Here is a 13,064-nt window from a genome sequence, read left to right as displayed (position 1 = left end):
ATGGAAGCTTTCCACGGCCGGTCAGAGATTGCACCCCAGACAATTGAACGGTCTCCATCGCCGCTTTGTCGAGTTCGCAGGTGCAGTGCAGAAACACCGATATATCGGAATCTGCTTCGGCCCGGCCGGTGTCGGAAAAACGATGTCGGCGCAGCGCTTCGCCCGGTGGGACAAGGCCGAACCGCTCTTGAAGGAGTGGGGGCCACGCGACGCATCGGACGTCATTGCCTATGAGGCATTGGCCAAGTCACGCACAGTTTTCTACACACCGACAGTCGGCGGCCCGGTTCGGGAGGTTCGTGAAGATTTACGCTGTCTTATAGCCCGCGCAGAAGGTTGCATCGATCTGGCGCTTAACCCGAGCATGGTCATTCCGGAACGCCATAGCCAAGGCCGCATGGAAATGCTGATAGTCGATGAAGCCGAACGCCTTTCGACGCAAAGCCTTGAGCATGTGCGCGATATTTTCGACCGGACCGGTATCGGCGTTATCCTGATCGGGATGTCCGGCCTGGAACGGAAACTGGAACGCTATCCGCAGTTCTATAGCCGGATCGGCTTCGCCCACCATTATCGCCCGCTGAAGGGGGATGAGCTGACCTTCGTCCTGACCCGCCACTGGCGGAAGCTCGGCCTGCAACTGGACGCCGCCGATTTCACCGATCACCAAGCGATCGCATCCATCGCCCGCATCACCGGCGGCAACTTCCGGCTTCTGCATCGCCTCTTTGTCCAGATCGAGCGCATCCTCAGGATCAACGAGCTATCACTCGTTACTGACGATGTCGTCGAGGCAGCACGCTCCACGCTGGTAATCGGCGCCACTTAGAGCTGAAAGAATTGCGCCAGATATCGCCAAAGATCACACGCAGCGCTCATTGTGACAGTATCGTTGTAGACGCCACCCTAAAGTTACAGATTGCCATGCCCCGGATCGGTTACGCCCGCGTCAGCTCATCGAGCCAGGATCTTGAGATCCAGATGGCCAGACTGAAAGCGGCCGGCTGCGAGATCGTCCGCGCGGAGACTGGCTCGGGTGCGTCCCGCGATGGTCGGAGCGAACTTGCGACGATTCTTGAATTCCTGCGAGCAGATGACGAGCTGGTCGTGCTTCGCCTCGATCGCCTCGGCCGCTCGACCCGCGACGTCCTGAACCTGGTCCATGAGCTGGATGCCAAGGGTGCATCACTACGTGTTCTTGAGCCTGAAGTGACCACGGCAGGCGGAATGGGGCGTATGGTGATAACCGTCCTTGGGATGGTCGCTGACATGGAGTTGACGTTCATCCGTGATCGCCAGCGAGCCGGCATCGAGGTAGCAAAGCAGAAGGGTGCCTATAAGGGCAGGCAAAAGAAGGTCGATGACTTGAAAATTAAGAGGCTGGCAGCCGAAGGCGTCACCAAGGCCCAGATCGCCCGCGATCTCGGTGTGTCTCGCATGACCGTTTACCGCGCGCTGGAAGCCTCGGGCACCAAAGCGGACGAAAAAATTGAATAGCCTCGGAGGCCATATGAATACCACGAACGCCGTTTCCGAGCTTTGCGAGCTCGTCGTACGCGTGGAGCCTTCGTCTGCGCGCGAAAACGAGCTGGACTGCCTCGTTGAATTGCGGCTGGCCTCGGGAGATCTAGATCTGGGTGATGAGACCTGCGAAATCTCGATATCAAAGTTGACGTTGTCCCTGGATCTTGAAGGAGCGTCGCCGGTGCCGGGAAGCCGTTATGGCGATTCGCGCAGGCCACCGACCACCGAGTTGGACAGGGTCGTCACCCAGAAGAATCACGTAGCCAAGGGGTTCAGGGCATCAGCAAACGCCACTCTTGATACAACCGGTCCTTCGCTTGGAGCCTCTGCTTCAGGTGAAATGAATGCGTCTGTGCAGCGGGATACCGTCCTGACCTCACGTGACCTCCTCGTGCACCACCGAGTAAAGGCATTGCCGAACCTCCGTTGGGAAGTCCGGGAAGCAGACGACAGCCCTCTCAACGATACCTACTTAGAAAGTGATAGCTTAGTAAGGTTCGCCCGCGCCGAGCGAGCCAACCGAACAACTGTGCTGGCGCGCGCAACCGTGAGGCAGAGGGACGTCGCGATTGACCAAGTCGTGAAGGACAAGCTTTCTTTGAGATATTTCACAAGGATCAGCCGAACACAGCGCCGACTTATGGAAATCTTTATCTTGAAGTCCATTGATTCCGCTCTCCGCGGGACCGGCAAATATGTTGGTGAAATCACGTTATCGTCCGCGAATATTCAGTTGCCAGATGAGGAATGACGCCAGCCTACAGACGCTTGTGGATCCCGGTGATCTTGAGGCCGCCTTTGAGGCGGTCTCGGCGACATCTGGTGAATTCTCGGAAGCCTGCATCGCACTGGGCCTTGACCCCGCGCGAGACTTCCGTTGCAGCAACCTCCGGGACGCTGATTTTTCGAAGGCCGACTTGCGCGGGTTCGACTTTCGCGGAGCTGACCTCCGTGGCAGCTACGGCACCGATGTTACCTTTGATAGCAGTACAAATTTCGAAGGAGCCGATCTCCAAGGGTCGTGTTTTGCGACCTATTACCGAGAGTTGCGTTTATTCAAAGATAATCCGATGGCTGACCGCATGTATCGCACTCTGCTTGAAGGCGATCCTTTTGAAATATCCAGTTGGTTTCATGCGCGCTATAGAAATCAGCGCGAAAGGCACTCAATCCTGAAAAAGGCCGACAAAAAGACTGCGGCGATCCTCTGCCAGAAGCTGCTCGCCGACGACATCGACCTCACCAAGCGTACCGACCTGTTCTACTTCCTCAGAAGCTTCACCAGCTCCCGAACCGAACTCCAGGAGCTCATGCTGAGCATCTTCGCGCGGCAAAGTGAGAACACCTCACTAATCGAGAAATTCACGACCATCGCATCGAGTCTTCACGGGCATGATAGTGATGTCAGAAACTTAATCGTCCAACTGTGCGCTGCAAAATCGCCGCGTGTCCGCCTGTCTGCCTTTAAGGCAAGCGCGAACACCGGCATTTTCATGCAGAATTTCGAGAGCATGAAGGGACTATTCTTGCGCCAAGAGAACGCGGGCCTTCGAAAGGAACTGATCCTTGAGGCCGCCATTAGATTGGGGCGGAATCACTTGGCTGCTGTCAATCGGTCGGCTCTGCTCGATGACGTGAAGGGCGAGGATGTCTTGGATCTGTCCGAGCTTTTCGAAGAAGCAGCGGGGACGCAGATTTCTGCAGCTATCACGCACCGCCTCGACGCTATCGAGGCGCGGCTGAACCCTCATGCGTCCTCCAAGAAGAAGATTCCGTCCAAATCCTCGCCCGTAACCCCCGCGATCATCTACGAAAGACAGGCAGAGGTGCTTTCTTCAGCGCCTGTTCTCCGAACCATCTTCGCCCGAGACGACCCTTCCCGGTCAATGGCCGCGAAGGCGCGGCTCGCTCGCCGCCAGAAACGTGAGGAAAAACGCCGAACAGGCTGATGAAGCTTGATCGTCCGCTAAGGGTTCCGATCCGGCAAAGTCCACCGTTCGGGGCGGGATCCACCGCCTAAAGGTCTCCTGCGGCCACGTCATCGGCAGTGATCCCGATGCCCTCGCAGACGATCCGCATCCGATCAGAAGGAAACGGTCGCAAAAGCTGCGCAGCATCATCAGCGCTGCCGGTAAGCCAGGTGTCATAGTCCTGTTCGTCCAGGATCACCGGCATCCTCGTCGGATGGACCGGCTTGACCAATTCGTTGGCCGTTGTTGTGACCATGGTATGCGTGAACCAATCGCCGGTGTCGTCGTCGATGCCAGGCTGTCCCGCGCGCCATAGGCCGGCGAAGGCGAAGGGCGGCCGCGCATCACTTCCCTTGATCGCGAACCAGTAATCCGTGGCCGGATTCCTGCCCTTCGCCTCGCGGAAGGCCGAGCCGGGGATCAGGCAACGACGATTGAGAAAACTGTCCTTCCATAAACCCGACGATCGGAGCTTGTCGTCACGAGCGTTGTTCCAGGCCGCGGGCTTGATCGGTTTGCCGGTCTTCTTGCTCACCTGCGGCGTCAGGAACCCCCAATGCATCTCGACCAGCTCGCGTTCACCATCCTCACTCATGCGGACAACCGGTGCCTCATATTTCGGCCAGATGGCCGACTGGCCGCGATAGTTGCCGAGGTGATCGCGCTGACCCATCACCTCGAATATCTCGCGCATCGCCGCCTGTGACGTCGTGTTGGCATAAAGATTGCACATGCTCGCCCCCGCGCGTTTCAGTCCTGCATCCCACCATACGCCGCCGCGATCTGCGCCGAAACGCGCGCCAGCGCCCTGATCCGGCGCGGGGCAGGCTCGAACCGGGCCGCCGCAATCCACGCCTCGCGCAACATTGGACCCTTCGGGTGTCGTTCGCAAAGCAGATCGACGGCCGCCATGATCTCGCTGGAAAGCGGATCGCGTCTCGCCGCGCCGGCGGCCGCGGCGTCAAGGGTTGCGATGGCCGCGGCCTGGGCCTCGCGCCCGGCGATCTGTTCCGACCACGCGCCGCCGAACGCGACATTCCGGAGCTGACCCGACCTGTCCATTTTTTCCTCCTTGTCGAATGAGAACAAAAATAGAACATAAAGGGCGATCCGACCATCCGCGATATCTGGTATCATGCCCCCCTTCCGCGTTCTCTATCTCGATATGAACAGCTTCTTCGCGAGCGTGGAGCAGCAGCTCGACCCGGCGCTGCGCGGACGCCCCGTCGCAATCACCGCCGTTGATTCGGACAGCGGCGCCTGCGTCGCCGCGTCCTACGAGGCGAAGGCCCATGGCGTCAAAACCGGCACCCATGTTCGCGACGCCCGGCGACTTTGCCCCGGCATCATCTTCCGGCCGTCACGACACAGGCTCTATGTGCGCTTCAACCTGGCCGTGGCCGACGTGCTGGACCGGCATGCCGAGCTGACCCATATCCGCAGCGTTGACGAGTTTCAGTTGGCACTGTCGGGCGAAACCCGGACCCTCGCCGGCGCCGTCGATCTGGTCGCGCGTCTCAAGGCAGCCGTTGCCGCCGAGGTCGGCGACTGCCTGCGCTTCTCGGCCGGGATCGGGCCAAACCATCTTCTCGCCAAGATCGCCGGCAAGCTCGAAAAGCCCGATGGCTGCCAATGGCTCGGGCCGGAGAACATGCCCGAGGCCATCGCCCACCTGTCCCTGGACGATCTGCCGGGCATTTCCACCGCCATCAAGACGCGGCTTTTTCGGGCACGGGTCTTCGACGTACCGAGCCTGTTCCGGCTCGATCCGCGGCACGCGCGGCTGATCTGGCGATCCGTCGAGGGCGAACGGTTCGTGCGTATGCTCCAGGGCATGGAGATCCCCCTGATCGCCACCGAGCGCGGCGGATTCGGCAACAGCAAGGTGCTGTCGCCCGAATATCGCGATCCGCGCCGTGCCTATCTGGTCGGCCGCTGGCTGGTCGAAAAGGCGACCGCGCGGCTGCGCCGCGATGGTCGCGTGGCCGGACGCTTCAGCCTGTCGGTCAGTTTCATGGCCGGCGGGGTCTGGTCCCGGAACGTCAGCTGCTTTCCGACGCAGGATACCGCGATCTTCCTGCGGCTTCACCGGGCCCTGTGGGTGCGCCTCTGGCGCAGCGCACGACCGGGCACGGTCATCAGCCTCGGCGTGCACCTGGGCGATGTGGGCTTGCTGCAGGACCGGCGCGGGGATCTGCTGATGCCCCTCGCTCCGGCCGAGCTGACCCGTGGGGAACGCCTATCGCGCGCGCTCGATCAGATCAACGCCCGCCATGGCGACGGCGCGATCCGCTTCGGCCTGAACACGCCCCATCCGGGGTTCTTCGAGCGTGGTTAACGCAGACGAAATCCGCCTCGCGCGCTTCATCTGCCGCAACTTTCGTCAGATATCTCTGCTGTGTTGAGCTTGTCTAACAGCCTGCGGTAGCGAATGTTATGGCTGTATGCTCCAACGGCATCGAGGAGCAACTGCCACTCGCTGCCAGTGAGTGAACTCGGCACTTTTCTCGTGCCAGTGTCGCAGGTTGTCGAAGGTTGTTTCACAATATGCTGCATTGGCGATTACTTGAAATTGCTTACCTGACATTCTGCAGGACTAGCGTGGATCTGCGGCCTCATAGCGAACCGTCGTTCTGGAACCGTTCATCCACATCGGCGATCCGTTTGATGGGATGGGCTACCACTCTTTCTTTGGTCACTGTCCTATTCCCATAACAAAGGGCCGCCCGAAAACGGGCACATTGAAATACCACCGCATCCGGAGAGGATGACGGCTCAAATTGCTGGTGCTGTCCGGACCTACTCGCCCGCGTGTCGCGCGGCTGACAGCTTCCCGAACCCGCTCGCACTGACCGGGCATTCAAAGACCTGGAAGCGACCGTCGTCATTGCCCGAAACCGGCCCCAGTGTCTTCGCCGGCCAGTCAAAGCTGCGGGCCATCCGTTGAAAAGCCGGAGATCCAAGGAAAAGTACCGAGCGGGCTCCCTCATCAGCGAGGAAGGCGTTTGTGGCATCCAGAAGCTTGCGCGTGATGTCACTCGACCCAGCAACTACCATCCGCGTCAGCTCCCATACGTCTGAATCCAATGGAGGCGTTTGGGTGCATAGCGTGTCGGGCAGCCCAGGCAACAGGCCGAGACAGGCGTCGCGGATCATGTAGGAATATTTCAGTGTACCTGCACCGCTCCGTTGATCGGTACGCCGCAAGCGTGCACCCCCAACCACAACGCCATCCTCGACCGCGATGATGTAGGTCGTGTCAAACGTATCATACTGCTCGAACTCGACCTCGCTCGAATGGAAAAGCGGCCAATCCAGACGGTCTATGAATACGGTTTTCCTGAGCTTCAGATAGTCGTTGACCAAGTGCCACTTCGACAGGCCCTCCGGATAGCGGACGACAACAATCTGAAGTCCGGCCTCGAAATCCTTATCGTTAAAATCAGTTTGCATGCCCGGCAACTCTGTTCAGATTGTGTTTTTGAAGCGGTTCGGTCGCGCCGATGAACAGCCTCACATTGTTTTCGGTCTTGCCCCAAACGCCCCATTCGAACAGCTCAAGCGTGATTGTTTCGCCCTCTTCGAGATGTTTGCACATCTCCAGGAGGTTGCTTGCCATGTCCTTGGTGAACCTGGTGCTCGCCACCAACTTCATCCCTTTCGGGTTGGGTCTGCTGGCGATGGTTTTCATGACCTGGCTCCATTCGGTTGCCGAATCTACATAGCCATCCTGTTTACCATTGACACCCACCTGTCTTTTTTGGCAGTCCAAAAGGATAGATTGACGATTCTACTTGACAGGCATTTTTATGATTGAGCAGTTGATTCCCGACGGCGAGGCGGAGCTTGAGAGCCTCGCGCAGATCGGTACGACCGGATTCGTGATGGGATTCGGACTCCGCTTTGGGCAGCCGGATTTTTTCCTGAACCGCTACCCTGACGCCTGGACAGAGAAATACGAGGAAGAGAACTACTTCTTCGGCGATCCAGTCGCTGCATGGACAATCGCGCGAACCGGAACAGCGCGCTGGTCAGAGATAGGTTTTCCGGATCCGCGCGGAGTTGGCAAAGAAGCCGCCAAGCACGGCCTGATATATGGGGCAACTACGGTCACGAAAGTCGGCCGGAAGCGGTGCTTCCTGTCTTTGTCCCGGCCGGATCGCGAACTGGCTGATGCCGAGCTCGATCACATCGAGCGCTCCCTCAAGCGTTGGGCGAAAATCGTATGCAAATCACCTCAAGCACTGACGGAAGCTGAGCTTGACGTCCTGAAGCTCTCGCGGGACGGCCTGATCAACGTCGATATTGCTGAAAAACTCGATATCAGCCCATCAACGGTGAAATTCCGCATAAACAGTGTTCAGAAGAAGCTGGGTGTCGATAACCGTATGGCCGCCATAACCATGGCTGTGCGCAAGCAGCTGATCTAGTCGGACGATTGCCCGTTGGACTTCGCCTGATAGCGAAATTCTTCGGGCGTCGCCCTTCGGGCCGCGCCCCCCGTCTCCGGCCTTGCGGCCTCCGCCCGAGCTGATCGGACCGATGCGCGCGGCTGCGGCGCCCTGTGGGTGCGCCTCTGGCGCACCGCACGACCGGGCGCGGTCATCAGCATCAGCGTGCATCTTGGCGATGTCGGCTTGCTGCAGGACCGGCGCGGCGATCTGCTGATGCCCCTCGCCCCGGCCGAGCTGACCCGTGGCGAGCAGGTGTCGCGCGCGCTCGATCAGATCAACGCCCGGCACGGCGACGGTGCGATCCGCTTCGGCCTGAACACGCCCCATCCGGGATTCTTCGAGCGGGGGTAGGGTTGGCGTCACCCCAGCTTATGATCGCCCAAGGCGTCCATCACCTGCTCCCGCACCTCCTTGGGATCACCGCGTTCCATCGTCGCCATGACGAACACCGCCTTGCCCGCTGACGCTTTGGCCCACTGCTGGCCAATCAGCTCTTTCTCGCGGCTGTCGCGACTTTCTTCGGGTGAGCGGTCCCTGCCCTTGTATTCGACCACCAGCAGACGGCCATCGTCCATGACCGCCACGAAATCCGGGTAAAACTTGTCGGTCGAGGTCGGCAGAGAGAAGGAATTCGGATGCCTGCTGACGTTGCGGGTCCAGTATTTCAACTTGGGCAGAGCATCCAGCGCCAGGGCGCATTTGACCTCTTCGCCGCCATCCTTGCTGTCGAAGGTCGGCACCTCGTCCGGCCCCATGAAGTGGTGCTTGAACTTGTACATGCCGCGATACTTCGGCACGTCGAAATACATCTCGTCGAAGAACCGGATGCCGTCATCGAAAGAGACCTCGACACGCGCCTCGGGGCCGAACAGGTTCATCTGGTAAACCTTGTCGCGCTCCATCTGGCGGAAGCCCCGGATCTTTTCGTTCAGCTTGCGCGCCAGGATGAACTTGCAGCGCATCAGTTGCGACAAGGGGATATCCCGGTCTCGGGTCAGGTGGGTGACGACATCATTCAGCCAAGCCAGCAATTCCGCCTGACCGATCCATTGATCGCGCACCTTCCCATCAAGCCAGCGCACCAGTGAATTCGGCGTCCAATCGTCCACGTCGATATCCAGCGAAAGCTGCTCGGAACTATCCGCCGCCGAGATCGACAGGCGATTGCCGTCGAGGTCGATCTCGAAGGTGTTGGTCGTTTCGACAATATCGAACTCGGCCTTGGTCAGCCGTGCCGGATGATCGGCCAGTGACCAGTCGTGATATTCCATCAGAATATCGGTATCACCGAAGACCAGCTCGCCCTGCACATGCGCCATCAGCCGCGGCACGGTGAATTCCTCGCCCAGATGGGCCGGTGCCAGATCATCGGCGTGCCTGGCCTTGAACTCAGCCAGCTTCTCGCGGAGCACGCCATGCAGGCGGTCCGGGGCCATCTGGAACAGGCGCTCTTCGTCCTTGGGCTTGGGCACGCCGGTGAATTCGATCCGGGTCTTGCCGTCATCGCCCGCCGAGACCTTGATCTTGCCCGGTGCGATAATGTTGATCTCGCGGCGCTCCTCCTCGGAGGCGTCCAGTTCCACCGTCATCGTCGGTCGGGGGCGCGTGTGCCGCCCAAACAGCCCGTCATCCAGCCCCGGCTGCTCAGCCTCGATATTGGCCTCGGCCTCGCTTTCCTCGAAGCCCATATCGACCAGCTTGTCGCGCAGGCTGACGGCGGCCTCAGAGAAATGCTTTGACACCAGCTTGGCGTAGGACTTGTTCAGCGCCGGTTCCTTGCGCTTTTTCGCATAGGGCATCCGCAGCACACGGCCCAAAAGCTGTTCGGCATCCGTCGAGCTGCGAATATTGGCCAGCGAGCAGAACACATAGGCAAACGAACAATCCCAGCCTTCCTTCAGCGCCTCGATGGTGATGACATATTCAATCGGACAATCGGGCTTGAACAGGTCGATCCCGTCCAGATCACGTTGCGCGCCCGTGGCCACGGCAATCTTGGCCGGGTCGATATTCTCATTTTCGATCAGATGGTTGCGCAGCACTTCTACGGTGACTTCCTCACCCTTCTTCTGCGCCTGAAACAGCACGATGGGGCGAATATACCCCTCTCGGTCGCGATCCGCATGTTCCTGCAACTCGGCCCGCTTCAGGATGGCCGAATTCACCGCCCCCTGCCACGTCTCGGCCTCGTCCAGCACCACGGGCATCTTTATCATCTCTTCATCCTTCAGCTCTTGGGCTGTCACGGAATGAAGGATGTTGTTGAATCCCTTGGGCGTGGCGGTGAATTCGATCAGGGCGCTCGGGTTGATCCGCTCATAGACATCCTGGCTCAGGCTTGTGCCCGCCTTGTGCGCCTCGTCCATGATGACCAGCGGGCGGTGCAGATGCATCAGGTTGGCAAAGCTGAAACGAATGTCACCCTTCATCGGGCCATCGTCATTGCGCTCCAGCCCCGGCGTATTGGGCGAGACAGTCGAAAAATGCCCCTCCAACATCTCGTGATGGGCATAGACCTTGCGCCCGTCGGTGTTGCTGACGCGCAGCGTCTGGATCGTGCCGACCACGACACAGAGGTTCGAGCGCAGATCATGCGGCGTGATTTGCGTGAAATCACCAATGTCGAACACGCGCACGCGGCCCTCGAACGCCTCGTCCAGCACCTGCCGATACGGGTGGCGCGGGTTCTTCAGGGCCTCTGCGGTTTGCAGGCGGATGGTATTTGTCGGCACCAGCCACAGCACCAGCGGGAAATCCTTTTCGACCCAGGCATCCTTGGCCACGGTGATGGAATGCGCCGCGAGGATCGTCTTGCCGCCGCCGGTGGGCAAGCGCAGGCAGACGTAAGGAACATCGGGCAGGGTCTTGATCGGCTTGTAGCCCGCCGCGTAACCCTTCAACCGCTTGGCCAGTTCCGGCTCTGCCGTGATCGCCTCATAGGCCGTTTTGGGGCCGACAATCCGCGCCTCTTCAAAGAATTTCCGCAGCGTGGCGAGCGAGGCTTTCTGATACTCCTTCAGCTTCATTTGCGGGCCTTCACGTCATAGGGGGTCTGTTTGAACTCGATCTGTTCGGCCTTCAGCGTCGCCTCGGACAGCGCCGTGCGCTCGCCATAGACGGTCAGCGGGCCGGTGAAATCGCCCTGTGCTGCGCAGATTGCGGCCAGCGTCTTGCGGGTCAGGACGTTGCCGCCAGAGACCGATTTGTCGCCAAGAATGCCGTTATAGAGCAGCGCATAGCCCTTGCCGCCCTGCGCCCCAAGGAAGGGGGAAAGGGGCTGCGGCTCTGTCCACGGGCTGCCGGTTTCTGAAAACCAGATATGGGCGGCAAGCACGGGAAAGCGGATATCGGGCTGGATCTGGCCATCTTCGGTAAAGACCGGCGGGCCAAGGCGGTAAAAGCGAAAGCCGCCGCCGCCCTGCCAGTTCTGCGCCTTGGAAATCCCGCCCTGTTCGCCATCGACCACCTTTTGCAGACGCGGCGCGCAATGGGTGACGGCGTGATCCCCCATCTCGATCCCGATATAGCGCCGCCCCATCTTTTGTGCCACGGCGGCGGTGGTGCCAGAGCCGAGGAAGCTGTCGAGCACAAGGTCGCCGGGGTTTGTGGCAAGTTCGAACACCCTTTTCAGAAGACGTTCGGGTTTCGGCGTGTCAAAGCCTTCATCTCGACCAAATAGTGCGTTGGTTTCTTTCTTGGCTTCGTCTGTGTGGCCCACATCGACATGCGGCCACCAATTGTGTGGCGTCATCCCGTCACGGACTTCAGACAAAAAGAGCTTCAGTGCAGGAACTGTATTTTCACCTTTAAGGCCCCACCAAAGCCGGTTTTCGCGCACATGATCATCGTGCGTGCCTCGCTCATATTTCCAAGCTTTTTCTTTGTTTTTAACTACTGAGCCAGTGATCGGGTTAACAATGTCGTATACGAGATTTGGGCGCTTTTTGGTAGATGCCTGATTCAGGTAATCAACAGCTTTCCAGGGACCACGCGGATCACTGTCAGGATTGGAATAGCGTGCAGTAGCATCATCTGATCTAGGTAAAAGATTATTCTGGAAGAAATCCGATTTTCGATAAACTAGGAGCAAGTCACAAATCGTTGCAATGCCCCTGAAGTTGTTGCTTACACTATACTTTCTCTGCCAGTTCACTTGCCTTACAAAATTTTTTCGACCGAAGATTTCATCGCAAACAACCTTTGCGTAGTGCCCCTCATTTTCATCAAGATTCACCCAAATTGAGCCATCCTCGGCCAGCAGTTCCCGCAGCAGTTCCAGCCGGGGCCACATCATGGCCAGCCATTGGGAATGCTCAAGATTGTCGTCGTAATGCTCGAACGCCGATCCGGTGTTATAGGGCGGGTCGATATAGATGCATCTCACCTGACCCGCGTAATAGGGCAGCAGGGCCTTCAACGCCTCAAGGTTATCGCCCTGGATCAGCATATTGCCCGCGTCCCGGTCGCCATAGCCCAGCCCCGGCACCTCCTCCAACAGGCGGTAAGGCACACTCTCGGCGGCGCGCACATCGTCGTCTCGGGTCAGCCATCGAAGGGTGGGCATCTGCTCGGGTCTCGTTCATTCCTGGGCGGATAAAATCCGCGATGGGCAAGATAACCGCTGGATGCGGCAGCATCACGCAATGCGGAGATGCCCCTCGCTTTAGACTCAATTTGCGGCTGAAGGTCCACCTGATGACGACAAATCGCGCGCGGCGCACCGACCGACTATTTGCTCTCTGAATTCCTGGATCTCCTCCTGTGACCCTGTGTCGTTGCCATAGAGTGATTTCGGGAAGCAGCGTTATGGGGTCGCCCTGTCGGGCCGCGCTCCCGGCTCCGGCCTCACGGCCTCCGCCCGAGCTGATCGGGTCGCTGCGCGCGGCTGCGGCATCCGGCTGAATGTCTCGTCCCAAGCCATCCCCCCGAACCCCGGTCCTGCGCGCCCTGCCCCGACGATCTCGCCCTGGCGGGCGGGACCGCTGACGCAGGCGCAAGGCGCTGAGCGAGACAGCATGGATCGAGCGAAGCGCCGGGTTCAGAACCGAAAAACGAATAACGCGAAACGCGGAACGGGTTTTGGCGCCCGCAGCGATCTGCTGATGGCGGATAGCAG

Annotated in this window: 13 protein-coding genes; 7 read left to right on the top strand and 6 right to left on the bottom strand. The window is 59.3% G+C overall.

The genetic code is table 11. The features are described 5' to 3' along the window. Positions 1-85: 85 nt before the first annotated feature. From Q0330_RS12630 to Q0330_RS12615, 4 genes are all read left to right on the top strand, one after another. Positions 86-829, top strand: a complete 744-nt coding sequence (locus tag Q0330_RS12630; RefSeq protein WP_366518332.1) for an AAA family ATPase — start codon at positions 86-88, stop codon at positions 827-829. Positions 830-924: 95 nt separating this feature from the next. Continuing rightward, positions 925-1,497: a recombinase family protein gene (locus tag Q0330_RS12625; RefSeq protein WP_299479695.1), complete on the top strand. Its 573-nt coding sequence runs from the start codon at positions 925-927 to the stop codon at positions 1,495-1,497. 13 nt (positions 1,498-1,510) lie between these two features. Continuing rightward, positions 1,511-2,275: a hypothetical protein gene (locus tag Q0330_RS12620; RefSeq protein WP_299479692.1), complete on the top strand. Its 765-nt coding sequence runs from the start codon at positions 1,511-1,513 to the stop codon at positions 2,273-2,275. Further along, a complete protein-coding gene (locus tag Q0330_RS12615; protein ID WP_299479687.1) occupies positions 2,265-3,473 on the top strand; it encodes a pentapeptide repeat-containing protein in 1,209 nt (402 codons plus the stop codon). Before Q0330_RS12620 ends, Q0330_RS12615 begins: the two co-directional genes overlap by 11 nt. A gap of 67 nt (positions 3,474-3,540) precedes the next feature. Here Q0330_RS12615 and Q0330_RS12610 read toward each other — a convergent pair whose 3' ends face one another. Both Q0330_RS12610 and Q0330_RS12605 read right to left on the bottom strand, forming a co-directional pair. Then, complete coding sequence (locus Q0330_RS12610) at positions 3,541-4,227, bottom strand: SOS response-associated peptidase (RefSeq protein ID WP_299479684.1); 687 nt, start codon at positions 4,225-4,227, stop codon at positions 3,541-3,543. Positions 4,228-4,244: 17 nt separating this feature from the next. Further along, complete coding sequence (locus Q0330_RS12605) at positions 4,245-4,631, bottom strand: hypothetical protein (RefSeq protein ID WP_299479681.1); 387 nt, start codon at positions 4,629-4,631, stop codon at positions 4,245-4,247. On the opposite strand from Q0330_RS12605, the gene Q0330_RS12600 reads away from it, so the two are divergent. Continuing rightward, positions 4,630-5,832 (top strand): UMUC-like DNA-repair protein, encoded by a 1,203-nt coding sequence (locus tag Q0330_RS12600; RefSeq protein ID WP_299479678.1) that lies wholly within the window; start codon positions 4,630-4,632, stop codon positions 5,830-5,832. The two genes, Q0330_RS12605 and Q0330_RS12600, sit on opposite strands and share 2 nt — an antisense overlap. Positions 5,833-6,293: 461 nt before the next feature. On the opposite strand, the gene Q0330_RS12595 is transcribed toward Q0330_RS12600, so the two are convergent. Both Q0330_RS12595 and Q0330_RS12590 read right to left on the bottom strand, forming a co-directional pair. Beyond that, positions 6,294-6,947 carry an acyl-homoserine-lactone synthase gene (locus Q0330_RS12595; RefSeq protein ID WP_299479675.1) on the bottom strand — a complete coding sequence of 218 codons (654 nt, stop codon included), beginning with the start codon at positions 6,945-6,947 and terminating at the stop codon, positions 6,294-6,296. Beyond that, complete coding sequence (locus Q0330_RS12590) at positions 6,937-7,185, bottom strand: hypothetical protein (RefSeq protein ID WP_299479672.1); 249 nt, start codon at positions 7,183-7,185, stop codon at positions 6,937-6,939. The genes Q0330_RS12595 and Q0330_RS12590 overlap by 11 nt, the downstream gene beginning before the upstream one ends. Positions 7,186-7,303: 118 nt before the next feature. Here Q0330_RS12590 and Q0330_RS12585 point away from each other — a divergent pair, with 118 nt between their 5' ends. Together Q0330_RS12585 and Q0330_RS12580 are read left to right on the top strand one after the other, a co-directional pair. Beyond that, positions 7,304-7,924 (top strand): autoinducer binding domain-containing protein, encoded by a 621-nt coding sequence (locus Q0330_RS12585; RefSeq protein WP_260278427.1) that lies wholly within the window; start codon positions 7,304-7,306, stop codon positions 7,922-7,924. 138 nt (positions 7,925-8,062) lie between these two features. Further along, positions 8,063-8,299 carry a hypothetical protein gene (locus tag Q0330_RS12580; RefSeq protein ID WP_299479664.1) on the top strand — a complete coding sequence of 79 codons (237 nt, stop codon included), beginning with the start codon at positions 8,063-8,065 and terminating at the stop codon, positions 8,297-8,299. An 8-nt stretch (positions 8,300-8,307) separates the two neighbouring features. Here the strand turns inward: Q0330_RS12580 and Q0330_RS12575 are convergent, their stop codons facing one another. Both Q0330_RS12575 and Q0330_RS12570 read right to left on the bottom strand, forming a co-directional pair. Then, positions 8,308-10,974 (bottom strand): DEAD/DEAH box helicase family protein, encoded by a 2,667-nt coding sequence (locus Q0330_RS12575; protein WP_299479661.1) that lies wholly within the window; start codon positions 10,972-10,974, stop codon positions 8,308-8,310. Further along, positions 10,971-12,512 (bottom strand): site-specific DNA-methyltransferase, encoded by a 1,542-nt coding sequence (locus tag Q0330_RS12570; protein ID WP_299479657.1) that lies wholly within the window; start codon positions 12,510-12,512, stop codon positions 10,971-10,973. The genes Q0330_RS12575 and Q0330_RS12570 overlap by 4 nt, the downstream gene beginning before the upstream one ends. Positions 12,513-13,064: the final 552 nt, after the last annotated feature.

It is taken from the genome of uncultured Paracoccus sp., from assembly GCF_937873615.1.
Classification (GTDB): Bacteria; Pseudomonadota; Alphaproteobacteria; order Rhodobacterales; family Rhodobacteraceae; genus Paracoccus.
The sequence above is the reverse complement of the archived record's forward strand: the minus strand, read 5'-3'. Positions and strand labels throughout refer to the sequence as shown.